The organism is Rhodoblastus sp. (assembly GCF_019449565.1).
GTDB lineage: Bacteria > Pseudomonadota > Alphaproteobacteria > Rhizobiales > Beijerinckiaceae > Rhodoblastus.
In genome coordinates, this window is the sequence record NZ_JAGRPM010000022.1 from 64,216 (window position 1) to 85,406 (window position 21,191).

Here is a 21,191-nt window from a genome sequence, read left to right on the forward strand (position 1 = left end):
GGGGCGCATCCGCCGCTCCGGGCCTTTCTCTTTGGGCCAGCACGCGGGGCGCGCTGGAGGCGCCGCGGCGCCAAAATTGCTGCCTCCCCATCAAAGCCTCCAACTGGCGGAAAAGCGACAGGTGTCGCCCGCCTCCGCGCCTGAAGAAGGCCGCGGCCGAACTGACAGGAGAGACGCGATGACTTCCCTTTCGGCGACCATTCAAGATGTTTTCAACGAGCCGAGCTGCGCCAAGAACGCCAATAAATCGGAAGCCGAAAAGAAGAAGGGTTGCACAAAACAATTGCAGCCCGGCGGCGCGGCCGGCGGCTGCGCCTTCGATGGAGCCAAGATCGCCCTCCAGCCTTTCACGGACGTCGCCCATCTCGTGCATGGCCCCATCGCCTGCGAGGGCAACAGCTGGGACAATCGCGGCGCCGCCTCGTCCGGATCGGATCTCTGGCGCACCAGCTTCACCACGGACATGAACGAAACCGACGTCGTGTTCGGTGGTGAGAAGCGCCTGTTCAAGTCCTGCCGCGAGATCATCGAGAAATATGATCCACCGGCGATCTTCGTCTACCAGACCTGCGTCCCGGCGATGATTGGCGACGACATCAACGCCGTGTGCAAGGCGGCGTCGGAAAAATTCGGCAAGCCGGTTATTCCCGTTAACGCGCCGGGCTTTGTCGGACCCAAGAACCTCGGCAACAAGCTCGCCGGCGAGGCGTTGCTCGATCACGTCATCGGCACGGTCGAGCCGGAATACACCACGCCCTATGACATCAACATCATCGGCGAATTCAACCTGTCCGGCGAATTGTGGCAGGTGAAGCCTTTGCTCGACGAGTTGGGCATTCGCGTCCTGTCCTGCATTTCCGGCGACGGCCGCTACAATGAAGTCGCCTCCGCGCATCGCGCCAAGGCGTCGATGATGGTCTGCTCGAAGGCGATGATCAACGTCGCCCGCAAGATGGAGGAACGCTATGGCATCCCCTTCTTCGAAGGCTCGTTCTATGGCATCGAAGACAGCAGCGATTCGCTGCGCGAACTCGCGCACCTGCTGATTTCGCAAGGCGCGCCGGAAGAACTGATGGAGCGCACCGAAAAGCTGATTGCGCGCGAAGAGGCGAGGGCCTGGGCCGCGATCGCCAAGTACAAGCCGCGCTTCAAGGGCAAGAAGGTTCTTCTCATCACCGGCGGCGTGAAATCCTGGTCGGTGGTTGCGGCGCTGCAAGAGGCTGGGCTGGAGCTGGTTGGCACTAGCGTCAAGAAATCGACCCGCGAGGACAAGGAGCGCATCAAGGAATTGATGGGCCAGGACGCGCATATGATCGACGATATGACGCCGCGCGAAATGTACAAGATGCTGAAGGACGCCAGGGCCGACATCATGTTGTCGGGCGGCCGCTCGCAGTTCATCGCCCTCAAGGCGACCATGCCCTGGCTCGACATCAACCAGGAGCGCCACCACGCCTATATGGGCTATATCGGCATGGTGAAGCTGGTCAAGGAAATCGACAAGACGCTTTACAACCCGGTCTGGGAGCAGGTGCGCAAGCCCGCGCCTTGGGCGAAGCCCGGCGAGTCCTGGCAGGACAAGGCGCTGGCGCAGATCGCGCAGGAAGAGGCGGCGCTTGCCGCCGATCCCGTCAAGGCGGAGCAGGTTCGTCGCGCCAAGGCGGTGTGCATGTGCAAAAGCGTCACGCTCGGAACCATTGAGGACGCGATCCGCGATTTCGGCCTCACGAGCGTTGAAGGCGTGCGCGAGAAGACGAATGCTTCGGGCGGCTGCGGCGCCTGCGCGCTGCGCATCGAGGAAATTCTGGAAGCTGGCGTCGTTGTCGGACAACCGACAGAACTTCAGAACGTTGCGGCGGAGTGAGCGACATGGCCAAGGTCGTAACTTCCAAGAAAGCCTGTTCGGTCAATCCTCTGAAAATGAGCCAGCCCATCGGCGCCGCTCTTGCCTTCATGGGCCTGCGCGGCTCCATGCCTTTGCTGCATGGCTCGCAGGGCTGCACCTCGTTCGGCCTCGTGCTGTTCGTGCGCCATTTCAAGGAAGCCATCCCACTTCAGACAACTGCGATGAGTGAAGTCGCGACAGTGCTCGGCGGCTATGAAAATGTCGAGCAGGCGGTGATGAACATCATCAAGCGCACCAAGCCGGAGATCATCGGCATCGCCTCGACCGGCGTCACCGAAACCAAGGGCGACGATGTGCTCGGCTATATCGAGCTGATCCGCCAGAACCATCCGGAATTGCGCAATTTTCCGATGGTCTATGTTTCGACGCCCGATTTCAAGGACGCCTTCCAGGACGGCTGGGAAAAGGCGGTGACGCGGCTGGTCGAGGACCTGGTCGAGGCGCCGGCCAATGCGGCGCGGCGCGATCCGACTTGCATCAATGTTCTGCCCGGCAGCCACCTCACTCCGGGCGACATCGAGGAACTGCGCACGATCATCGAGGATTTCGGCCTTGAGCCGACCTTCCTGCCGGATCTCGGTGGTTCGCTCGACGGCCATATTCCCGATGATTTCACGCCGACGACGATTGGCGGCGTGGGCGTTGACGAAGTCGCGACCATGGGCGACGCCGGCTGGACCATCGCCATTGGCGCGCAGATGCGCGCGGCGGCCGAGGCGCTGGAAAAGAAGGCGGGGGTTCCTTTCCGGCTGTTTGAGCGGCTGTGCGGACTTGAAGCGAATGATGAATTGATCGCCTTCCTGACGGAAATCTCAGGCCGCCCGGCGCCGGCGAAATATCGCCGCCAGCGGGGGCAGCTCGTCGACGCCATGCTCGACGGCCATTTCCACATCGGCGGCCGCAAGCTCGCGATCGGCGCCGAGCCCGACCTGCTCTATGACGTCGGCTCTTTCCTGCATGAAATGGGCGCTCATATCGAGGTCGCGATCACGACGACGCAATCGCCCGTGCTGGAGAAAGTGCCGGCCGAGGAGGTCGTCATTGGCGATCTCGAAGATCTCGAATTTCAGGCGCGCGACAAGGGCTGCGATTTGTTCGTGACCCATTCGCATGGGCGTCAGGCGGCGGCGCGTTTGAAGATTCCCTTCCATCGCCTTGGCATCCCGATGTTCGACCGTCTTGGCGCCGGCCATAAATTATCCGTCGGCTATCGCGGCGGACGCGATCTGATCTTCCAGGTCGCTAATCTGATCATGGCGGACCGCGAAGAAAATCATGAGGTTACGACCGAGACCTGGCGCAATCCCTGGGGTCCCGACGACGTCAAATCGGCGCCGCAAGAAGCTGGCGCCGCGATTGCAACGAGCTTGGCGAATTAAGTCTGGCGAAGAGAGGGCGGGTCCATGAAAGTCGCATTTGCTACACAGGACTTGAAGCGTGTCGACGCGCATTTCGGCTGGGCGAAGAACATCTCGATTTATGAGCTCGACGAAAACGGCCATAGCCTGATCGAGCATATCGCCTTCGACGGCGATCTTCAGGAAGATGGCAACGAGGACAAGCTCGCGCCGAAAATAGAAGCCGTGAAGGATTGCGCCATTCTCTATGTGGCGGCGATCGGCGGCTCCGGTGCGGCGCGCGTCGTCGCCAATAACATTCATCCGATCAAGGTCTCGCAGCCCGAGGTGATCGAGGATCTGCTCAACAAGCTGCAGGAAGTGCTCAAAGGCAATCCGCCGCCGTTCCTGCGCAAGGCCATGGGCAAGGGCAAGGAACGCGCCTTCGATTTCGAGGACTGAGCCTTCCAGCCTTTCAGAACAGCCGGCGCCTACGTCCGGCCAGAACAAAGAGGACAAGATGACCGAAGCCGCCATCGTCGACGACGCCGCGATCCTGAAGGAATCGCCTTTCCTGGAGCAATTGGTGAAAGTCTGGCGCGCCCAGGATTCGCACGGCGCCTGGGAATCCAAAAGCGACGCGCAATTGATTTCCGAATATATCGTCACCAAGGAACAGCGTAAGGCCATTCCGATCATCGCGGATCCGGATCCGGAGACGATCTGGCGCATTGAGCTGTTCTACAATGCGGTTGGCCTGGCGATCGAGCGCGAATCGCGCGTCATGGTCACGCCCATGCTGAAGATGAGCCACGAGGGCTTCGGCCGCATGGTGCTGATCGGCGGCCGTCTCATCGTCGTGAACAAGCAATTGCGCGACGTGCATCGCTTCGGCTTCGAGACCTTCGCCAAGCTGGCGGAAGAAGGCGAAAAGCAGGTCAAGGCCGGCCTCGACATGATCGCCGAATTCCCGGCCGCCGCGAATTATTGAGGCCCAGCATGAGCGATATCGAGACCCTGAAAGCTGAGATCAAAAAGCTCTCGGCGCGCGCGATGAACGCGAAAATGAACCTGCATGACTTGTCGGAAGAGCTGCCGGTGAACTGGCAGACGATTCTCGACGTCGCGCAAAAGGCCCACAACGCTTTCGCTGAACTCGAGGCGAAGCGCGAGCAGCTGAAATCTCTCGAAACGGCGTAACTGGAAAGGCGAGGCTCATGGCGAATGCGCGCGACGGGCGGGACTGGAAACCCGATTATCTTCAGGCGATCGACCCCGAGAAATGCATCGGCTGCGGCCGCTGCTACAAGGTCTGCGGTCGTGAAGTTATGACCCTCAAAGGCATCAATGAGGATGGCGATATCGTTTCGCTCGATGACGACGAAGACGATGAAGTCGAGAAGAAAGTCATGGTGATGGCCGACGTCGGCGCGTGCATCGGCTGCGGCGCCTGCGCCCGCGTCTGCCCGGCCAATTGTCAGACTCACAGCCCTGACGCGCAGGCCGCCTGATGAGCCCCGATCGAGCCTATCGCTGGTTGATGGAGGCGGGCGCCGCCTCCAGCCGCGATAGCTTCGATCGGCATGTCTTCGCCAGCATCCTGGCGGTTGCGATCGCCCAGGCGGGCGAGGAGCAGTCCGCGCTCGCGCGGACGAGCGGTCTGGACGTTGCTGCTCTTGCCGCCATCGGGCAGGAAATGTTTCCTCAGGCCGCCGAGGCGCTAGCGAAAATGGTCGGCTCTGATCGTCCGGCGCCAGGCCCGGAAGAAAAATCGATCGTCGACATTCTGTTGATGTATGCGGAGGGGCCGATTCAATTCGTTCGGCCGCTGGCGACGCTCATAGCGCGGCGGTGCCAGGAGCCGCGTCATCTATGGCAGGATCTCGGATTGCGCGATCGTGGTGAGTTGTCGAAATTGATGGAGCGCCATTTTCCCCGGCTCAAGGCGCGCAATACCGGCGACATGAAATGGAAGAAATTCCTTTATCGTCTGGTGTGTGGTTCTGAGGGCTTCACCTTGTGCCCCGCGCCGGTGTGCTCCGATTGCAATGATTTCGCCTCCTGCTTCGGCTCCGAAGAAGGCGTCGCCCAACTCACGCATATCTATCGCGAAGAGCGGATCTGAAATTCTTCTCCGGCCATGAAAACCCCGCCGCGATTGCGGCGGGGTTTTCGTTTCAGACGAAGCGCGCGGTCCTTACTCGATGCCGAGCTCGGCCTCGCGGGCGCGTGCGGCGTAGCGGAATCGCTCCTCGATCGCCTTTGGATTCGTGAGGAACTGCTCTTCGGCCTTGGCCAAAGCTTCGAGCGCAATCTTGCCTTCCGCTTCGGTGAGGGCGATGCGGCCGGCCATATAGACGGCGTCCGGCGCGACGGCGAGGATCGCCTTGCGGTTTGGAATGTCCTTTACCGGAACCACTTCATCCGTCTCAAGCCTGCCGCCGAGTGTAATCGCCCGGCCGACCACCTCGACCTTGCGTCCGTCCTGCGTTGTTTTCACCAGTGTCGCCATGGTCGAAAAACCCCTCTCGGTTGGAACACGGGCGGCCCGTGGACGGGCCGCCCGCATGTGACGGCGCTATCAGGGCACGGCCGGCAGCGAATAGCCGGGACGCGGATGCGCATTGTAATAGTCGGGACGCTCCGGCCAGTCGCCGACGCTCTTGAACTTGAACGCCACGACCTTCACCGGCGCCCCGGGCGAGCAGGAGACTTCGCCGAGCTTGACCTCGCGGTCGCCGGGGCCGACCGAGAAATCGGCGACGACCGTGCCGTCGGCCTTGGTCGCGCGGGCGAAGCCGGGCGTTCCGACATGGGTCGCGGCGAAGGTTTCGGCGGTGAAAGCGGGCGTTTCCAGATCGCCGTCCGGGGCGCCGAAAGCCGGGGTCGCGAAAGTGAGGACGGCGAGCGCACTGCTGAACTCGACCGGCAGGTCGGCGCTGATCGGCCGAGCGACGGAATAGATCGTGAGCGAGCCGCCGTCGAGCAAGGCCTTGATTTCATCATTGGAAAGATTGGCGAAAGCCGAAGCGAGGTTCATTCCCATCTCCTGTTGTAACCCTGGCCAACCTCATCAAGTTTTGTGCCAGAACGCCCGCGCCACAACAAAGGCTGTCGCAAAGCTCGCGCCTGCGTCGCCATCACGACCTTTTTGTCGGTCTTTTTGGCCCCAACGGGAAAAGCTGCGCGATTCTTGCTTGGCGATGTCGCAAATCATGCGGAGAGCGACATGTTGGACACGGCGATCGTCGGCGGAGGCTTGTGCGGACTGGCCCTGGCGGCGCAATTGACGCGACGCGGGCGGGACTTCGAACTGTTCGAGGCGCGACAACGCTGGGGCGGGCGCATCCTGACAATCGATTGCAAATTGTCGGGCCATGCGATCGATCTGGGCGCATCCTGGTTCTGGCCGGAACGGCAGCCCTTGCTGACGGCCCTGTTGACCGAGCTTGGCCTCGAGAGCTTCGCCCAGTTTGACGAAGGCGCGATACTTCGGCTCAGCGAGGCCGACGCCAAGCCGGAGAAGATCGAGGTCGCCGGCGGCGTGCATGGCGGCGCGCGGCGCATCGCGGGCGGCGCGCAGAAGGTCATCGAGGCGCTGCGGCGCCAATTGCCGCAAGACCGCCTCCATCAGGATTGCCAGATCGTGGGTCTGCGCGACGGCGAAGACCATGTCGTGCTGACGATTGAAGAGGGTGGGGCGACGCGCGTCGTCGAAGCGCGCCGCGTGGTGCTCGCGCTGCCGCCGCGCCTTGCGGAAGAGCGGATCGCCTTCGCGCCGGCGCTCGACGAAACCATGCGCGAGACCATGCGCGACGCCCCGACCTGGATGGCGGCGCAGGCCAAGGCCGTGACGACCTTCGGGAGCGCGGCCTGGCGTGAATCCGGGCAATCGGGCAACGCCTTCGTGACGCATGAGCAGGCAGTGTTCGACGAAATTTTCGACGCCAGCGACGCTCGGGGCGCGGAGGCTGCTCTCGGCGGCTTCCTTGCGCTCGGCCCGGAGCTGCGCGAAGCGTTCCGCGTCGGCCTGCCGATATTGATGCACAGTCAGTTCGAACAGGTCTTCGGCATCCCTTTGGAAGGCCGCGAGCATTTTTATCAGGACTGGGCCAATGATGCCGAGACTTGTAGCGCGCTCGACCGCGAACGCGGCCGCGAGGAGGCGCGCACCACCGCCAATCCCATGCTGCGGCGGGCGCTCTGGGGCGGACGCTTGCATCTGGGCGGGTCAGAGACAGGTTCGCGTCAGGCCGGCTATATGGAAGGCGCGCTGGAGGCGGCGCAGCGCATCGGGCGCGACATCATCCGCGACACGGCGGTCGAAGACGAGTCCAACCTCCCGGTGCCCGGCGAAACCGTCAATGAAGCCAGCCTGCGGCGCTTTTCGGCCTGGGTCGAGCGTCAGGGGCAGGGCGTGTTCGAGGATTATCGCCGCCGTATGAATGCGAGCCTGGCGACCCAGGCGCGCGAGCAGATCACCCAGCGTGCGATGTTGAGCGCGGCAGAGGCCTTTTTCGGACAGGCGCTGGACAAGGCGGAGAGCCTGCCCTTCGATCTGGCCGGGGTCGCGGTCGAGAAGGGCCGTTGCGCCCTCACGCCGCTGTTGCAGCAGCCTTTCAGCGATTTCCTCAAGCAATATTTCGATGATGTCGCGGCCTTCAACAGCACATCCTGCGCATTGTCGAATTTCCCGGACGAACATAAACTCGCCAAGGAATATCAGCAGGCGATCATGCGCGACATCGCTGCCGCCTGGGCGGAGTTTTCACGCGACCTGAACGGGTTGCTGCTCGGCAAAGGTCAGCCGCAGCTGGGCGAAACGCCGAAACAGGCCGGCGGCGCCGCCGCCTGACGATCACGAGGAGAAATCGAGACCATGTCCGACGTCGCTTATGTCATCTGCGAACTCAACGACATTCAAAGCCAGCGAGCGAAAGGTTTCGACCTCGCCATCCTCGACGAGGCGGGCGAGCAGATAAACTTTCCGGTCGTCATTGTGCGCTGGGGCAAGCAAGTCTTCGGCTATACCAACAGCTGTCCGCATCACGGGACGCGGCTGGACTGGGAGCGCGAGGCGTTCCTCGATCCGTCGGGCCTGCGCCTGATGTGCGGCAAGCACGGCGCCTTGTTCGAACTTGGCACCGGACGCTGTTCAAGCGGCCCGTGCAAGGGGGAGAGTCTGTCGCCGCTCAATCTTGAGGTGATCGATGGCGACATCTGCATCAAAGGCGTCACCATGATCGAGGAAGATTACGATGACGATGATAATAGCGTCATCGTCGCCTGAGTTTTTGCGAGGCTGAAAAAATGCGCGCGCCCGTCCGGCGCGCGCAAGAAAAAGCGCGCCGCCGCGATCTGCGGGGCGCGCTGTTTTTTTGCGAAAGGCGGAAGTATCAGACCGGGCGGTTCTCGTTGCGGTTCTTCACCGGCTCGGCGCGCGCGAGGCCCTGCTCGTAGGAGATGGACTCGTACGCTTCTTTGACTTCAACCGCCTTTTCGAGAATGAGCTGCACCTTGCCGCCGCCGTCGAGCTTCTTGAAGTCGTTCTTGTCAAGGCCCGTGAAATCGCTGAGCTCTTTCCAGACGGTGGATTCGTCGCAAGGCAGGACGGTGATCGTCGCATCGCCGAGCGGCATGGTGTATTTCGCCAGCAAATCAATGTTGTTGACGAAAATGAAATAGCTGCCTTCCGGGCTCAGCAGCGGTCCGACGACCTCCTTGAAGGTTTCGAAATAGGCGAAATCGTGCAGATAGCCGGCGAGGATTTCGATCGTGCCGGCGCCTTCCTTCGCGACCGCGACGATCTGCTCGAGCTTGTATTCCGGCGGGCGCGCTTCGTCGGCGAGCTGCTCCTGGAATTTCAACGCGAAATCGCCGCGAAAGCCGTAATAGCCGGGCTTGCCGGTGGGGCCTTTGAAAACCGCGTTGAGAAGGCGATTTTCCTTTTCGAGGCCGGCAAAGGCGGTCGTCTCGATCGATGTCATTGTGATTCTCCGCTAGGACAGAACTTGGCTAGGACAGAACTTGGCTAGGACAAAACTTGTCGCGCCAGAGCGCGTCATTTCCCCCTATGCAAATGAGCTGCCGCTTTTTGCGCCATAAATTGTCTGGCCTGAACCCTGCTTGTCGCGCCCATATGTTCCTCTCTTGAATGGAAGGCGACATGAGCATGCACTGCGGTCAAACGCATTTTACAAAACTGAATTAAGCATTATATTTCAAGACCTTACGAGCGCCGTTCCTTTGACAGGGAGCGGCGCTACGCGTTTGCTATGCCAGTAACGGCGGGGATATTGGCAATGGAGCATAGGCGAGTTGAAGGTTGAGGCTAGTATAAAGGAGTTTACAAAGGGCATCTGGCTGGTAAACATGAAATTATTATTATGTCAATGCTTGCTAATAGCACCAACATAGCCCATGTTAGGGTTTCATTGCTATTGGAGGCTTATGAAATGGACAATAATGACATGGGGGCGGTGCTGACCACCGCCGAACTCGCGACGCGTTGGCGCAAGTCTGTCGCAACCGTCAATGCGATGCGCGCCAACGCCACCGGCCCCAAGTTTGTTCGGCTGGGGACACGCAGCTTCCTCTACCGGCTGGCGGACGTCATCGAGTTTGAAAACGCGCGCATGTACGGGTCCACGGCTGAGGCTGAACGCGCGGCCAAGGACCGCAGGGCTGCGGACGAAGGGAGGGCGGCATGACCATGAACGACCTCGCCTCCCTCAACATTAACGACCTCAACTCCCTGCGCCGTGAGCGCCTGTCTGATTTGGCGCTGGCCACCGTTGGGCAGCGCCCGGCGTTGCACAAGGAGATTTCCGCAATAGACACGGAACTGGAGCGGCGTCAGGCGGACTTCGTCGCCCGGCGTGACGACATGAACCGGCGGATGGCTGCTGCCCGTGCGGCTCGTGCGGCGGCTGAAGGGGAGGCCGCGCAATGACCGGCCCCAACGATCCCGAACTGCGCAAAATTGAGCAGCTGCCGCCTGGAGACTGCGCGCCCATTTGGAAGGGCGACAAGGTTGTGGGGATCACCGGCCCCGAGGGCAAATGCGACGGCAATTGTGCTTTATGCACGTGGCCTGAATAATGAAGGCCGCGCTTGCTGAAGGCGCGGCCCCTATTTCCATGTCTTTGCCACCACCAAGGACGAGTTCGATGCAGACCAATACAACGGACGCGGGCGCAAGTAATAGGCTAGACGTGGTATTAATCTACCACAGGTAGGCGACGCTGTAAAGCGTTTTATACCAAAGCCTGCTTGAGTCCGCCCAAGATAATCAAGGATTATTGTGGTGGACCAAGATAAAACTCCAAACTCCCCCAAGGAACATAAGCAGGACGGCGCGTCGAATCCAAGGCGTTCTTCGCCCTATGCCGCCGCCGCAAATCAGTTGCTTGCACGAGGCTATTGCGCAATCCCGGCACTGCCGGGCACCAAAATGCCGGGCGATTATGTCAGGGTCGGCAGCCGGTACACTTGGCGGAAGATGGGCCAGTGGACCAAGCGCTTTATTGATGCGCCGCCGACCCCGGCCGAAGTCGATCACTGGTCAAACCCAAATGACAATCAGGGCGTCTGCGTCGTGCTGGGCAGGGCGTCCGGTGATCTGGTGGCGGTGGATATCGACAGCACAGACCCGGCATTGATTGCGGCGGTTGAGGCCGTTTTGCCTGTGTCGCCCATCGCCAAGTTCGGCAAAAAGGGCAAGACACTATTCTTTCATGCGCCGGGGTTTCAGCCCGTCAAACTCAGGCGGAAGGATGCCAATGGGCAGGCCCGGCCTGTTGTCGAGTTCTTGGCTGAAGGCAATCAAACGGTTCTGCCGCCAAGTTGGCATCCTGATACAGGCCGCCCTTATCGCTACCTGACAGAGCAGACTCTGGAAAACACCGATATTGGGGAACTGCCGCTGCTGCCCGACGACGCCGTCGCAAGGGTCGATGCGGTCCTTGACAGCTTTGGCCTTATGCGTGAAGCGACCGCCGCCCCGCGTGTCCCCCGCCAGCCGCGCCAGCCCGGCGAGGACGAGTCAGCCTTCAGGAAAATGAACGATCTGGCGCTCGAACATCTTGACGCATGGGTTCCGGCGCTTGGCTTGCCCCGCTGTTGCAAAAAGGACGGGGGATATAAAGCCGTCGCATATTGGCGGGATAGCGGGCTGGGGCCAATGCCAGTTGAGCAACGCAAGCTCAACCTTAATATCCGCTTCGACGGCATTAAGGACTTCGGCCCTATGCTGGGATATACGGCCATTGACCTTATTATCGCGGCTGGTGTTGCACCGGACCCATGGCAGGCGTTCAACTGGCTTGCTGAAATCTTTCAGCACGTTTTGCCGGATGAGGAAGCATTTTTAGCGGAGTTTGAAGGGGAGGTGAAACCGGCAATGGGGTCGGCGTCTACGGCGTCAGGGCTGAACGGTGCGACGCCACCGCCGGGGATGAACGGGGGCACGCCACCGCCACCGCCACCGCCGCCACAAGCCAAGCGCCTACCATATTTCAATCCTTGGTCTGGCTTTGCTGCACCACCATTCCCCGTCGAAACGCTACCAGACAATCTGCGCCAGTATGCCGAAACCAACGCCGAATTTATTGGCTGTGACGTGTCCGCGCTGGCCATGGGCGCTCTGGGCGTATTTTCAGGAGCGCTTGACCATCGCATCCGCCTCAAGCTCAAGCGCCAGGACAAGTATTATGTTCACCCGAACCTTTGGATTGCGCTTATTGGCAATGTATCTGCAAAAAAGTCACCTGCGCTTGAGCGTGTAATTGCTGTGTTGAATAAAGAAGAAAGAAAGCGGAAAAGCGAATATAAGCGTCAACTTGCGCAGCATCTGGCCAATGAGGGCAAGAAATCTGACGCCCCACCATCACCTGCCCGCCTACTGCTGGCGGATACTACCATCGAAGGCGCAGGGAAGGTGTTGGAATACAGTCCCGGCGGAGCCCTTTTATACCGCGATGAACTTGCGGGATTTATTGAAAGCATTGACCGTTATTCAAAAGGCGGCGACCGCCCGTTTTGGTTGCAGGCATACAATGGTGGAGGGCACACGGTTGATCGGGGCAGTCAACCAGACCGGGATATTGAAAACCTTTCCGTCTCAATTCTTGGTGGAATACAGACTGAAAAATTTGCTGAACTTGGTAAGGCCCTGACCAGTGACGGATTTTTGCAACGCTTTACCCCGGTTATGATGGCAGATGCAACTTTTGGTGAGGATGATAGCGATTTATATTCAGAACAGGATTACGAGCGGCTGATGGATTCCGCCCTGCTCGTGCCCGCTGAAACGACACTTTACATGACGGATGATGCGATAGAAATTTTTACCGATCTGCGCCAGCGGCTTTTTGGTCTCACGCAAGTGACCGAAGGCGTGGCCAAAGGGTTTAATGGGTACATCGGCAAGCTCGACGGGCTTGCGGGCAGGTTGGCGCTGCTACTGCACCTTGCGGCTGACCCTAAAAACCGCGCCAAGGAACAGGTATCCCTTGCGACCATCGAAAGCGTTGAGAAGATTGTACTCAAGTTCATTATCCCACACGCAGCGATATTTTACCGCATGATCGGTGGAGCCTCAGGCCAAGACCCAATAACTCAGCTTGGAAGCTGGATGCTGACCTGCGGAAAAGATAGGTATGTGCTGTCTGACTTTGGCTCAAATGTTCGGGGGCTGAGGGGAAAGCCAGCGAATGAGGTTCAAAAGGTCATTTCGATTTTCGAGGCTGGCGGATGGCTTGCGCCGAATAAAAACTGGCCCTTGACGACAGAATGGAACTTGGACCCCGGCGTGCGCCCATACTTTGCCGCAAGGGCTGAAAAGGAGAAAAAGGACAAGGAGCTGTTGCGTGAAATTATGGATGACAGCTTCAACGACCGGCGCAATGAAAGGATTGAGGAACAGCGCCAAAAGGCGGAAGCGCGGCGGGCGGCGGGGCCACGCTACTCGAACCGGAGCCGGGATGCCTATGACCCACCGTTTTAAAAGGGGCGGTTGTATTGGCATCATTTACACGCGTCGGTTGCAAAACCTGACAAACCTGATTGCGTAGCGTAGTCTGATATGAAACCCCCCTTTTTTATAACGGGCACGGTTTTTAGCGCAGCCGGGCCTCACACGTGAAGCAGGTTTGTCAGGCCGCCACAATTCACCACAATTGGGCGCACCCACATGCTGGTTAAAGGGGCCTCATGCGCGCAAGCAGGTTTGTCAGGAACGGGGACGCGCCGCCGCCCCGTATCAAACTTGCTGCCCAAGCCGTGTCCGACGAGGAAAACGTCAGCGATACCAATGTGGAATATCGCGCGGGGCTGAGGGCAGGGGGTCGGTGTGCTGGAAGCTGTGCCATACGGCGGTCGTGCTGGGGCGGCTGAGGCGGCCCGTCTGCGGCTACCCCACCGGCCCAGCCCACGACCGCCGCCAGCGGCCCGCTGTGCCCCGCGACGGCCCCACATAGCGGCCCAAACAAAAGCGTTGCCACGAGGCTGCCCATGTATGACAATGCTTCTACAGGCAACTCCTGAGTAAATATTCCGATGACTGGTGAAAACGTCAAAGTACCTGGAAATAAAGGTCATCCTGAAACCTTGACCAATAGGAACGGGCGACCGAAGGGAACTCCGAATAAGCGCACGCAAACCCTGCTCGATGAGTTCGAAAAACGCGGCTGGGAACGCGGCCCCCTCGAAATGATGGCTATGGCGCATGAGCCGAAAGTTGACCCGGCTCTTAAGCTCCAAGCTCTTAATTACGCAACTCCCTACTTTGAGAGCAAGGTCGCGCCGACCAAGTTCGTGGTCAATGGCCTCGGCCTCACCAAGCCTCGGAACGCCATTGAGGCGGGCGAGCAAATTGCGCGCATTTCCCAAATGGCGGCAAACGGCGAACTCGACCTCGATCACTCCCGTCTGCTTATCGCCAACCTGAGCGACTACGTGCGAGTGTCGGCCACAGCAGACCTTGAAACTCTGCTTGAGCAATTCCGGGCGGAGGTTGCCGCGTTTAAGGGCATCCCCCGTTGAACCTGTCTGCGCTCAAAAAAGAAGCCCATGACCTGATCGCCTCATTCCGACAGGCCACGGGCACGGGGCCAGCCGTCCAAATTCTGGTGTCTGGTGGGATGGAATCTGACACCGTGGAAACCATTCTCAAAACCTCCGGCGGAACCTTCCACGTGACCGGCGGCGCGCTGCTGTCCAATGAGGTTTACGGCGACGTCTGCGTGTACGGAGGCGCCAGCGACCACCCCCGCATATTCATCTTCGGTGTCGATGAAGCGGACGCCACGCCCGAGCAGCTTGAGCAGTTGCGCCGGGCGCGGGGTGACTGGCGCACACATGCGGCCCCCGCCGCCCCGGCAGGCGCGGCCCCGGCAGGCGCGGCCCCGCCCGACGACCTGACTTGAGCAGCGGTCACGGCGGCCAGACAGCGCCCGAGACGGCAACGACACCACCGCCAGCGCTAGCCTACCGGAACCACCCCTGAAGGCCGCCCTCGCGCGCCAGCGCATACCGCTCCGCCCTCACCGATATCGGCAAATATTTTCGAATGGGGGACCCTGTGTTTTGATTTTGGCCGGAATTGATCCAACCCAGCCGAAACGCGCGTCGTTGGAAGTTTCGGCTACGTCATTGCTGTAATTCCTCGGGACCCATATTACGAAATCGCCGGGACGTAGAAGTTCGCCGCGTCCCGAGGTTTTCGCCAGCACAACGAAACCTCCGTCACGGGACGCCACGCGGAGAACCGCCGTCTGTTTGCCGTCAGCCTCCACCTTGACGGGTGTCGGTGCGTCGAATTCTCGCTCCGCATCGAGGACCATGGCCACGATCCCTTTGTTCGGCTCGATTTTGTTATCGCCGTATTTGCATTGGAGCGTGAAAAAGGCCTTACGCCCGGTTTCATCTTCCGTGAACACGAAAACCGATTGGGATGGCTTCTGCCTGATGAATTTGCGCCAAGGCTGCGGGTCATCAGGAGTGGGCGGGCTGGGATTTGTCGCACGCCATTCGGCATACGCGCGTAGCTCTTCCTCAGAAGGTTGACCTGTCGAAAGTGCTTCAAGCCTTTGGTGGACTTCTGCGGTGGTGAGGTAATCCTCTGGGCGGCGTCTCAAGAGACGAAGGGTAAGCCTTTGAAAGAAATTCATATGGAATCGTCCGGGGTTTATGACGTGTCCGCCGCCTAATCTTCTTTCGGCTCGTCGCGCTTCTCGATGGCCTTCAAGGCTCCTGCCGGGAGCGCGGCGAACATGGTCTCAATGTGCTTGGGCGTCGCTATCAACGCCTCCACGATAATGTTTACAAGACCAAAGAGTTTGGTGGCGGTTGCCGTGTCGTCACGGAGATCGATCTGACCAGGATGGACCGCATTGTTGCCAATGACCCGGACGACGTCGAGCGCCATCTGTATACGGCCATCAAGCCCGCGTTTGACCAACTCGCCGATATCGGCGTCGATGTTCTTGCCGGGAAGATCGAGATGCGCCAGCAGCTTCTGAATGGACAGCCTCAGAAGTGCCGCTGCTCCTCTTGGAGAGGCGTCCACGATTGCCGCAGCTTCCAAAAAATCATGTTTGATGTGGTCGGGCATCTCAGGGTTTGGTTTGATCTCACTGGCTTGTGAAGGATGGATCAGTTTATCCGCGACCCACAGCGCAAACTTTTTGCAACTGTAACACTGGCTAATGTGAAGGTTTCCCAGTTCGGTGCTGAGATGAACCCCGTATTCTTTTGGTTTCTCTAAAAATAACTCTCTCTTTAGCTTTCTATCGATCCAATCGAGCAGATTAGCGCGCTCATCTTTGTCAAGGTCTCGATGTGCTTTGATACGCTCAATGGCACTATAATCGGGCATGTTGGGGCGAGAGTCCTTTTCATAGCCGTCGAGATACGCCTTAAGCCAAGTTTGGTGCGAGTTTGCGCCGCAGTGCGGGCAGGTAAATGAGTTATCGCCCAGCGCTGGAGTGACCACTTTTCCGCTCACCGCTATCCCCTGTTACGAATCGACGTTCAATCACCTTGAATATCAGCTTCACCTTTGCATTGGTTCGTTATCGGCGGTGTTTCGCGCGCTTATCCCCATCGCCCACAGCCTTTTGCGCGATTCAGCCGATTATCAAGCTCAGGCGGTTCCTGATGGCTCCGGATTTAACGGGCTGGAATTCACCCCGGCTGGCAAGACGCTGGCCGCCGAACATGGCATTGCCATTTAACGCCCATTCCCGCACTACGGCCCCACCACAGGACATCCATCATGACCAAACAAGAGTTCAAAGAGGCCATGCGCGAATTGGCGGCAGAATTGGCGGGGTTCGTTATCCTGAACGCCCTTCTCTTCTCGGCCGTCTGGTGGCTGTACAACCACTTCACCGTCGCCATGTTCAATGCCACGCTTAGCTTCCTTAGCTCAGCATTTGGTTATCTCGCAGTCGCCGTGGGCGTCGCCTTGGGCGTCGCCTTCATTGTCAGTCTACCATTTGTTTTCTTCCGGCAACTTATCCCACAATTCCGCTCAAAAAACGCTCCTGCCTTGACGCGCGAGGAAAGCCTGGTTGGGCAAATTCTCGCATACTCGTTTCTGGCGGTTCTCGCGGCCAGCGGCGTTTGGTGGTTTATCCATTGACCGCCAAGCCGCCGCCGCCGCTGGGGTCAACATCACCGCCACGGCGCTCATAACTCGCACCTGACTTGATAACCAACCCCACTCTGCTCAGGGACATCAAGAACTTAATCGCACAAGGCCCGCCCTATTATAGAACTCTGTGCCGATGGAGACCCCAAAATTCTGGATACCGCCAAGGACATTGCCATTCAAGAAGCCAAGAACCATTTGAACGCCTGCCGTGCGTGCGTGCAAAAAGCAGAGCGTGACGCCAAGCAAGGGAAATGCACCAACAAACTACTCCTTCGCCGTCGAATGGAGCAACAAGATGCAGTAAATATATATACGCAACTTGTCGCAGGCGTGCAATTGCCCGGCGCTACTGAGTAATAGTGCAAATTAAAGTGGTATTTACAACGTAAAAAGCTGGCGTTTTTTGCTTGACATGGCATTATTGCTTGTCAACAGGGCGGCGACCATGGCTGAGAAAATAGTTTTGATGCTCACACATCTTGGCGGGCGCGACTACCGCGTCACAAGGCGATGTGGTGAAACCGTAATTTCCAAAAGTCCAAATCCCCTCAGGGCCGCCGCAAGCGCGCTGCTGACGGATCGCGCGGCAAACCCCGACACGGTGCTGCTGTTTGTGGGATCGGCAAATCAGCCCGCGATACTTCCCCGTCCGGCGAAGGACTTCCTCAAGGAAGACGTTCAACTGCACCACGCCCTTGAGCAGGAAATTGCCCAGCGCCAGCGCAGGAGTCGCACATGAAATCTGGCCGCCCGATCAGCCGCCCGCTTCCCAATGCTGGCCCGATCAAATCCCCCGGCGCACGCTCAAGCCTGCAACGCGAGGCCCCCAGCGGCAACCGGCCCGCCCCTGACCTGCTGGCCCCGGAATATGGCGCGGCGGGCAAAACCCAGCGCTCCGGCCCAATCAGCAACGGGAATTCCTGACCAATGGCGGGATATCCCAACAAACAGAACATGAGCGGCGGCGCATTACCCGTTTTTTTGACGGGCAAGCCAACGTGGACCGTCGCGCCGCCCAATGATCAGCGCGACCGCCAGAGCGCCAAGCCCGTCTATTTTGTCGCCCAGCCCGGCGGCGGACCTTGGCCAAATTCGCAGGCAGATGACGGCGGCGCAATTCCCGTTCGCGTGGTCGCTGACCTGGCCACCGCCCACGGCAGCGATCAGGGCGCAGATTCCAGCGCAATTCCTGTTTGGGACGCAGGCGGCCCGCCGTCAGGTCCGCCGTTTTCAGATGATCCCCGGTCACACAACGCCGCCGTGCCGGTTTGGCGCACGAATTAAGGAGAAAACCTATGGCAGAGTCGAAGGAAGAAATGGTCGAGCGTCTGACTGCGCAGGTGGAAAGCCTTCGCAAGTCGATTGACGCGGCTGAAAAATCGCAGGCCGCCGCCCGCGCCGCCGAACGCGCCCGCAATGACGCGCTTGAAAACCGGCGTGAACGCGAGCGGCTGATCGAAGGACAGCGCACCGCTGATCTGAACTGCCGGGAATATCAGGCGCGCGCCGACGCTATTTTGGAGCCGTTCGGCCGCACCGCTCCCCGCGCCATGCCGTTGGAGTCGAGCGCGGATTATCGCCGCCGCTGCGCAAATGAGGTCGCAATGAGATTGTCCGCGGATAATCCCTTGCGCAAGGTGGACTTCATGGCGCTGCCCGACGCCGCCTTTTTCAACCTTGAGCGGCAATGCTACGCCGACGCTGAAAAGGCGGCGATTTCGAACGACTCCGTTCCCGCTGGCGTCATCGAGGCTCGCAGCACAATTGGCAATGACGGAATGCGCCAGACGAATTTCTACGGTCGGGAAAGTTTCGTGGTCGGCATGGGTCGCCAGAGCCGCCGCGCAATCCTTGTGACGCCCGGCGAAATCGCCGCCAAAAAGATGGCGGGCATTTGGTGACTTCAGTTTGACCGGCGGCGGTACGATTGGCATTGGGCTGCCGCCCGGTCAACCGCCCGTCAGGCGTTGTTCTCCTACAATGGCCTGACGGGCAGCGAGGCGGTTGCCGCCGCGCCGCCTCGCATCATTTCAAAGATTCCCGTTTGAGGGCGCGTCTGGCTCGGTCGTGACTTTCGCGGGAGTAAAGGGGCCGTCGCTGTTGTACCCGTCAGCAGCGGCGGCCCCGCCTCACTGGAACCCCCCGCCATGCTGCACCGCCTTTTTGCCGCCTTTGACACATTCGCATCCCTTAGCCCGCTCTTTCCGTTGGTGCGCGGGCGTTGGGGGGATGCCTGCACCCCGATTGACGATGAGTGCAACCACATGCCGCCCGCGCCATGCGGCCCGCCTCAACCCGCCGCCGCACTGCCGCCGCCCGTGCGCGCCGCGCGCCGCCCCACAAAGCCCGCCTTGCCGCCCAATACCGGCCCCGCTCCTGTCAGTCATGAGCCGCCGTACATCCTTGATTTTGGACGGCCAACAATCCCACCGGGAGACAAGCACAATGTCTGATCTTGAACAGGCTGCCGATGCCCTTGACCGCGTGACCGCCCTTCGTGATCGTTGTCGCACTGCCGCCGCCACCGGCGACAATGACGCCCTGCAAAGATACGGCGAGTCCGTGCGGTTGCACGCGGCGGCTCATGCGGCGTTCGTCACCCTGTCCGCCACCACGCCGAACGCTCCTGCAATCCTTGCGGCGCGGGCTGTCAATGACGCCTGCAACAAATGGATTGGCCGCAAGTCCTCGCAAATCAGCCAACGCACCGCCGCCGCCGCCGAACGCGCCGCCCTTGCCGATGCCCAGCAGAGGCTTGCGAACCTCACCCGCCGCCTGCCCACCACCTGAGGCCCGCCAGCATGTCCAATCTTGAACTGGCGCGACAGACGCTCATGAGGGCGTTCGTACTGAAGGATTCCCTTCGCATAAAGCTGAGGGATGCCCAGCGCGCACGCGCCCGCGCCTATGCGGCAAATGACTGCCACGCGGCGGCCCGGCTTGAAGACGTAACCCGGCAACTCCGTGTCCAATATGAGCAGGCGGTAAATCTGTGGGCAAGATCACATGCCGCCTTCGTTTGGGCGCAATCTGAAGGTGAGCGCGCGGCGCGCGTGGCTGCTGACGCGGCTGCTGCGGCCGAGGCCGAGCGAATGCGGAAAGCGGAAGCCACCGCCGCCGCAAGGGCCAAGGCGCTCGCTAAGTCCCGTGCGCGGGCCTTCAAGAACTATCAAGAGAAATACGCGCCATCGCCGCCGCCCGCCGCCGCCCCGTCGCCTGCGCCCGTTAGCCCCGTGCTGGCTGAACTGCTGCGACGTACTGAGGCCGCCCGGCAACGCGCCGCTGCTGCCCGCGCCCGCCTTGCGGCACTGAAATGCGGCCATGTATCCGTCGAAGGAGTTGCGCCATGAGACCCTCGAATGAAGAACAATCTCGCCAGCTTCGGCGTCTGTTCAAATTGGACCAGCCCGCCGCCTTACCACCACCGCCGCCCGCGCCTCGCCCGCCCATTGACCTGCGCAACCTCACCATTGAAGAGCTACAGAATTTAATCAGTTTGGGCGTCGAGCGCGGCCTGTTGCGCTGAGCGGCGGCGAGCTTTGAGCAAGGATTGACCTGTGACCGAATTCCCATTGCCGTTGCCGGAGGCCGAACTACCGGTCAATGTCCAGGCCGCGAGGCTTGCCCATGAACGCGCCGCGCGCGCCCATGACAAGGCCCGGCTGGCGCTTTGCGCGGCCCGTGCAAGGGATACCTCAGCTGACGTGCTGCGGAGGCTAGAGCGCGACCAAGATCGCACGGCTGAGGCGCTGGAACGTGCCCGCCTTGCAAAGATCGCTGCTGTCAATCGCACACGGCAGGCACAAAACCCACGCTCCCCAAGCTAAGGTCTTGAGGGAATGGCCGGAGTCAACTTGCGTCAGGTGTAGGATATGGCCGGAGGCAACTGATATGCCCCCGGCCCTTGGCTGGCGTCAACGCGCGGCCCACACGGCCCGCCCTGCGGCCTCCAAGGCCTCCACCGCCTTGTGGTAGTTTGCCGTGGACCACCTGCGGTATTCGATTGCCCGCTTATAGCTCCTAAAAGAGCGGGCCGCCCTTTTTTCAAAAATAAACCGATCAAGCAGGGCCGCATTGGTTTTGGCTTTTGCCGCCGCATACACCGCTTCCGCAGCGGCGAGGGTGAGATTAACGGGCTTGTTCATGTTCTTTGCGAATTCCGATTCAATCCGGCCACCGATTCCGATTTGAAGCCGGCCGTGCTTCCGATTTGATGTCGGCCACCATTCCGAAATGAAGCCGGCCACCTGAGCCGATCTTTCGGCTCTCAAAGTTTGCTCCCCGCAGGTCA

29 protein-coding genes are annotated in these 21,191 nt (G+C 60.1%); 23 read left to right on the forward strand and 6 right to left on the reverse strand.

What is annotated here, in order from left to right:
* Positions 1 to 178 precede the first annotated feature (178 nt).
* Genes nifE through QZ409_RS05120 form a run of 7 tightly spaced genes read left to right on the forward strand, consistent with a single transcriptional unit; the run spans position 179 to position 5,368 of the window.
* Complete coding sequence (gene nifE, locus QZ409_RS05090) at positions 179 to 1,864, forward strand: nitrogenase iron-molybdenum cofactor biosynthesis protein NifE (RefSeq protein ID WP_296707492.1); 1,686 nt, start codon at positions 179 to 181, stop codon at positions 1,862 to 1,864.
* A gap of 5 nt (positions 1,865 to 1,869) precedes the next feature.
* Entirely contained in the window at positions 1,870 to 3,285 is a 1,416-nt protein-coding gene (gene nifN / locus QZ409_RS05095; RefSeq protein WP_296707493.1) for a nitrogenase iron-molybdenum cofactor biosynthesis protein NifN, read from the forward strand.
* A 24-nt stretch (positions 3,286 to 3,309) separates the two neighbouring features.
* Entirely contained in the window at positions 3,310 to 3,705 is a 396-nt protein-coding gene (gene nifX, locus QZ409_RS05100) for a nitrogen fixation protein NifX (RefSeq protein ID WP_296707494.1), read from the forward strand.
* A gap of 58 nt (positions 3,706 to 3,763) precedes the next feature.
* Positions 3,764 to 4,234: a NifX-associated nitrogen fixation protein gene (locus tag QZ409_RS05105; protein WP_296707495.1), complete on the forward strand. Its 471-nt coding sequence runs from the start codon at positions 3,764 to 3,766 to the stop codon at positions 4,232 to 4,234.
* An 8-nt stretch (positions 4,235 to 4,242) separates the two neighbouring features.
* Entirely contained in the window at positions 4,243 to 4,443 is a 201-nt protein-coding gene (locus QZ409_RS05110) for a CCE_0567 family metalloprotein (protein WP_296707496.1), read from the forward strand.
* 17 nt (positions 4,444 to 4,460) lie between these two features.
* Complete coding sequence (gene fdxB, locus QZ409_RS05115) at positions 4,461 to 4,754, forward strand: ferredoxin III, nif-specific (RefSeq protein ID WP_296707497.1); 294 nt, start codon at positions 4,461 to 4,463, stop codon at positions 4,752 to 4,754.
* On the forward strand, positions 4,754 to 5,368 hold the full coding sequence (locus tag QZ409_RS05120; RefSeq protein ID WP_296707498.1) for a nitrogen fixation protein NifQ: 615 nt from the start codon (positions 4,754 to 4,756) through the stop codon (positions 5,366 to 5,368). Before fdxB ends, QZ409_RS05120 begins: the two co-directional genes overlap by 1 nt.
* A gap of 72 nt (positions 5,369 to 5,440) precedes the next feature.
* On the opposite strand, the gene QZ409_RS05125 is transcribed toward QZ409_RS05120, so the two are convergent.
* Together QZ409_RS05125 and QZ409_RS05130 are read right to left on the reverse strand one after the other, a co-directional pair.
* On the reverse strand, positions 5,441 to 5,743 hold the full coding sequence (locus tag QZ409_RS05125; protein WP_296707499.1) for a hypothetical protein: 303 nt from the start codon (positions 5,741 to 5,743) through the stop codon (positions 5,441 to 5,443).
* 81 nt (positions 5,744 to 5,824) lie between these two features.
* Entirely contained in the window at positions 5,825 to 6,283 is a 459-nt protein-coding gene (locus tag QZ409_RS05130) for a hypothetical protein (RefSeq protein WP_296707500.1), read from the reverse strand.
* 189 nt (positions 6,284 to 6,472) lie between these two features.
* Between QZ409_RS05130 and QZ409_RS05135 the strand changes: the two genes are divergently transcribed.
* Both QZ409_RS05135 and QZ409_RS05140 read left to right on the forward strand, forming a co-directional pair.
* On the forward strand, positions 6,473 to 8,098 hold the full coding sequence (locus tag QZ409_RS05135) for an FAD-dependent oxidoreductase (RefSeq protein ID WP_296707501.1): 1,626 nt from the start codon (positions 6,473 to 6,475) through the stop codon (positions 8,096 to 8,098).
* 24 nt (positions 8,099 to 8,122) lie between these two features.
* Positions 8,123 to 8,533, forward strand: coding sequence for a Rieske 2Fe-2S domain-containing protein (locus QZ409_RS05140; RefSeq protein ID WP_296707502.1), 411 nt, complete (start codon positions 8,123 to 8,125; stop codon positions 8,531 to 8,533).
* Positions 8,534 to 8,639: 106 nt separating this feature from the next.
* Here the strand turns inward: QZ409_RS05140 and QZ409_RS05145 are convergent, their stop codons facing one another.
* Positions 8,640 to 9,230 carry a hypothetical protein gene (locus tag QZ409_RS05145; RefSeq protein ID WP_296707503.1) on the reverse strand — a complete coding sequence of 197 codons (591 nt, stop codon included), beginning with the start codon at positions 9,228 to 9,230 and terminating at the stop codon, positions 8,640 to 8,642.
* 468 nt (positions 9,231 to 9,698) lie between these two features.
* Between QZ409_RS05145 and QZ409_RS05150 the strand changes: the two genes are divergently transcribed.
* From QZ409_RS05150 to QZ409_RS05175, 6 genes are all read left to right on the forward strand, one after another.
* The gene (locus QZ409_RS05150; protein ID WP_296707504.1) at positions 9,699 to 9,953 is read left to right on the forward strand and encodes a DNA-binding protein; all 255 of its coding nucleotides are present in this window, start codon (positions 9,699 to 9,701) and stop codon (positions 9,951 to 9,953) included.
* Positions 9,950 to 10,195, forward strand: a complete 246-nt coding sequence (locus QZ409_RS05155; RefSeq protein ID WP_296707505.1) for a hypothetical protein — start codon at positions 9,950 to 9,952, stop codon at positions 10,193 to 10,195. The genes QZ409_RS05150 and QZ409_RS05155 overlap by 4 nt, the downstream gene beginning before the upstream one ends.
* Positions 10,192 to 10,344 carry a hypothetical protein gene (locus QZ409_RS05160; protein ID WP_296707506.1) on the forward strand — a complete coding sequence of 51 codons (153 nt, stop codon included), beginning with the start codon at positions 10,192 to 10,194 and terminating at the stop codon, positions 10,342 to 10,344. The genes QZ409_RS05155 and QZ409_RS05160 overlap by 4 nt, the downstream gene beginning before the upstream one ends.
* Before the next feature lie 205 nt (positions 10,345 to 10,549).
* Complete coding sequence (locus QZ409_RS05165) at positions 10,550 to 13,249, forward strand: DUF3987 domain-containing protein (protein WP_296707507.1); 2,700 nt, start codon at positions 10,550 to 10,552, stop codon at positions 13,247 to 13,249.
* A 551-nt stretch (positions 13,250 to 13,800) separates the two neighbouring features.
* Positions 13,801 to 14,286 carry a hypothetical protein gene (locus QZ409_RS05170; protein WP_296707508.1) on the forward strand — a complete coding sequence of 162 codons (486 nt, stop codon included), beginning with the start codon at positions 13,801 to 13,803 and terminating at the stop codon, positions 14,284 to 14,286.
* The gene (locus QZ409_RS05175; protein ID WP_296707509.1) at positions 14,283 to 14,669 is read left to right on the forward strand and encodes a hypothetical protein; all 387 of its coding nucleotides are present in this window, start codon (positions 14,283 to 14,285) and stop codon (positions 14,667 to 14,669) included. Before QZ409_RS05170 ends, QZ409_RS05175 begins: the two co-directional genes overlap by 4 nt.
* A 117-nt stretch (positions 14,670 to 14,786) precedes the next feature.
* On the opposite strand, the gene QZ409_RS05180 is transcribed toward QZ409_RS05175, so the two are convergent.
* Both QZ409_RS05180 and QZ409_RS05185 read right to left on the reverse strand, forming a co-directional pair.
* On the reverse strand, positions 14,787 to 15,413 hold the full coding sequence (locus QZ409_RS05180; protein ID WP_296707510.1) for a hypothetical protein: 627 nt from the start codon (positions 15,411 to 15,413) through the stop codon (positions 14,787 to 14,789).
* 35 nt (positions 15,414 to 15,448) lie between these two features.
* Entirely contained in the window at positions 15,449 to 16,249 is an 801-nt protein-coding gene (locus tag QZ409_RS05185; protein ID WP_296707511.1) for a DUF4145 domain-containing protein, read from the reverse strand.
* On the opposite strand from QZ409_RS05185, the gene QZ409_RS05190 reads away from it, so the two are divergent.
* From QZ409_RS05190 to QZ409_RS05225, 8 genes are all read left to right on the forward strand, one after another.
* Complete coding sequence (locus QZ409_RS05190) at positions 16,230 to 16,478, forward strand: hypothetical protein (protein ID WP_296707512.1); 249 nt, start codon at positions 16,230 to 16,232, stop codon at positions 16,476 to 16,478. The genes QZ409_RS05185 and QZ409_RS05190 overlap by 20 nt on opposite strands.
* 41 nt (positions 16,479 to 16,519) lie before the next feature.
* Positions 16,520 to 16,888: a hypothetical protein gene (locus QZ409_RS05195; protein ID WP_296707513.1), complete on the forward strand. Its 369-nt coding sequence runs from the start codon at positions 16,520 to 16,522 to the stop codon at positions 16,886 to 16,888.
* A 457-nt stretch (positions 16,889 to 17,345) separates the two neighbouring features.
* A complete protein-coding gene (locus tag QZ409_RS05200) occupies positions 17,346 to 17,639 on the forward strand; it encodes a hypothetical protein (protein WP_296707514.1) in 294 nt (97 codons plus the stop codon).
* Positions 17,636 to 17,824 (forward strand): hypothetical protein, encoded by a 189-nt coding sequence (locus QZ409_RS05205; RefSeq protein WP_296707515.1) that lies wholly within the window; start codon positions 17,636 to 17,638, stop codon positions 17,822 to 17,824. The genes QZ409_RS05200 and QZ409_RS05205 overlap by 4 nt, the downstream gene beginning before the upstream one ends.
* A gap of 30 nt (positions 17,825 to 17,854) precedes the next feature.
* Entirely contained in the window at positions 17,855 to 18,184 is a 330-nt protein-coding gene (locus QZ409_RS05210; protein ID WP_296707516.1) for a hypothetical protein, read from the forward strand.
* 11 nt (positions 18,185 to 18,195) lie between these two features.
* On the forward strand, positions 18,196 to 18,801 hold the full coding sequence (locus QZ409_RS05215) for a hypothetical protein (RefSeq protein ID WP_296707518.1): 606 nt from the start codon (positions 18,196 to 18,198) through the stop codon (positions 18,799 to 18,801).
* 544 nt (positions 18,802 to 19,345) lie between these two features.
* A complete protein-coding gene (locus tag QZ409_RS05220; protein WP_296707520.1) occupies positions 19,346 to 19,690 on the forward strand; it encodes a hypothetical protein in 345 nt (114 codons plus the stop codon).
* An 11-nt stretch (positions 19,691 to 19,701) separates the two neighbouring features.
* Positions 19,702 to 20,250: a hypothetical protein gene (locus QZ409_RS05225; protein ID WP_296707522.1), complete on the forward strand. Its 549-nt coding sequence runs from the start codon at positions 19,702 to 19,704 to the stop codon at positions 20,248 to 20,250.
* 564 nt (positions 20,251 to 20,814) lie between these two features.
* Here QZ409_RS05225 and QZ409_RS05230 read toward each other — a convergent pair.
* Positions 20,815 to 21,191 (reverse strand): hypothetical protein (locus tag QZ409_RS05230; RefSeq protein ID WP_296707523.1); only part of this gene is annotated, 377 nt, incomplete at its 5' end.

Coding starts and splice junctions, on each gene's coding strand:
- fdxB (WP_296707497.1), top strand. CDS start 4,461: ATGGCGAATGCGCGCGACGGGCGGGACTGGAAACCCGATTATCTTCAG.
- QZ409_RS05210 (WP_296707516.1), top strand. CDS start 17,855: ATGAGCGGCGGCGCATTACCCGTTTTTTTGACGGGCAAGCCAACGTGG.
- QZ409_RS05140 (WP_296707502.1), top strand. CDS start 8,123: ATGTCCGACGTCGCTTATGTCATCTGCGAACTCAACGACATTCAAAGC.
- QZ409_RS05145 (WP_296707503.1), bottom strand. CDS start 9,230: ATGACATCGATCGAGACGACCGCCTTTGCCGGCCTCGAAAAGGAAAAT.
- QZ409_RS05205 (WP_296707515.1), top strand. CDS start 17,636: ATGAAATCTGGCCGCCCGATCAGCCGCCCGCTTCCCAATGCTGGCCCG.
- QZ409_RS05225 (WP_296707522.1), top strand. CDS start 19,702: ATGTCCAATCTTGAACTGGCGCGACAGACGCTCATGAGGGCGTTCGTA.
- QZ409_RS05200 (WP_296707514.1), top strand. CDS start 17,346: ATGGCTGAGAAAATAGTTTTGATGCTCACACATCTTGGCGGGCGCGAC.
- QZ409_RS05170 (WP_296707508.1), top strand. CDS start 13,801: ATGACTGGTGAAAACGTCAAAGTACCTGGAAATAAAGGTCATCCTGAA.
- nifE (WP_296707492.1), top strand. CDS start 179: ATGACTTCCCTTTCGGCGACCATTCAAGATGTTTTCAACGAGCCGAGC.
- QZ409_RS05150 (WP_296707504.1), top strand. CDS start 9,699: ATGGACAATAATGACATGGGGGCGGTGCTGACCACCGCCGAACTCGCG.
- QZ409_RS05215 (WP_296707518.1), top strand. CDS start 18,196: ATGGCAGAGTCGAAGGAAGAAATGGTCGAGCGTCTGACTGCGCAGGTG.
- nifX (WP_296707494.1), top strand. CDS start 3,310: ATGAAAGTCGCATTTGCTACACAGGACTTGAAGCGTGTCGACGCGCAT.
- QZ409_RS05130 (WP_296707500.1), bottom strand. CDS start 6,283: ATGAACCTCGCTTCGGCTTTCGCCAATCTTTCCAATGATGAAATCAAG.
- QZ409_RS05220 (WP_296707520.1), top strand. CDS start 19,346: ATGTCTGATCTTGAACAGGCTGCCGATGCCCTTGACCGCGTGACCGCC.
- QZ409_RS05195 (WP_296707513.1), top strand. CDS start 16,520: ATGACCAAACAAGAGTTCAAAGAGGCCATGCGCGAATTGGCGGCAGAA.
- nifN (WP_296707493.1), top strand. CDS start 1,870: ATGGCCAAGGTCGTAACTTCCAAGAAAGCCTGTTCGGTCAATCCTCTG.
- QZ409_RS05120 (WP_296707498.1), top strand. CDS start 4,754: ATGAGCCCCGATCGAGCCTATCGCTGGTTGATGGAGGCGGGCGCCGCC.
- QZ409_RS05155 (WP_296707505.1), top strand. CDS start 9,950: ATGACCATGAACGACCTCGCCTCCCTCAACATTAACGACCTCAACTCC.
- QZ409_RS05135 (WP_296707501.1), top strand. CDS start 6,473: ATGTTGGACACGGCGATCGTCGGCGGAGGCTTGTGCGGACTGGCCCTG.
- QZ409_RS05110 (WP_296707496.1), top strand. CDS start 4,243: ATGAGCGATATCGAGACCCTGAAAGCTGAGATCAAAAAGCTCTCGGCG.
- QZ409_RS05105 (WP_296707495.1), top strand. CDS start 3,764: ATGACCGAAGCCGCCATCGTCGACGACGCCGCGATCCTGAAGGAATCG.
- QZ409_RS05160 (WP_296707506.1), top strand. CDS start 10,192: ATGACCGGCCCCAACGATCCCGAACTGCGCAAAATTGAGCAGCTGCCG.
- QZ409_RS05180 (WP_296707510.1), bottom strand. CDS start 15,413: ATGAATTTCTTTCAAAGGCTTACCCTTCGTCTCTTGAGACGCCGCCCA.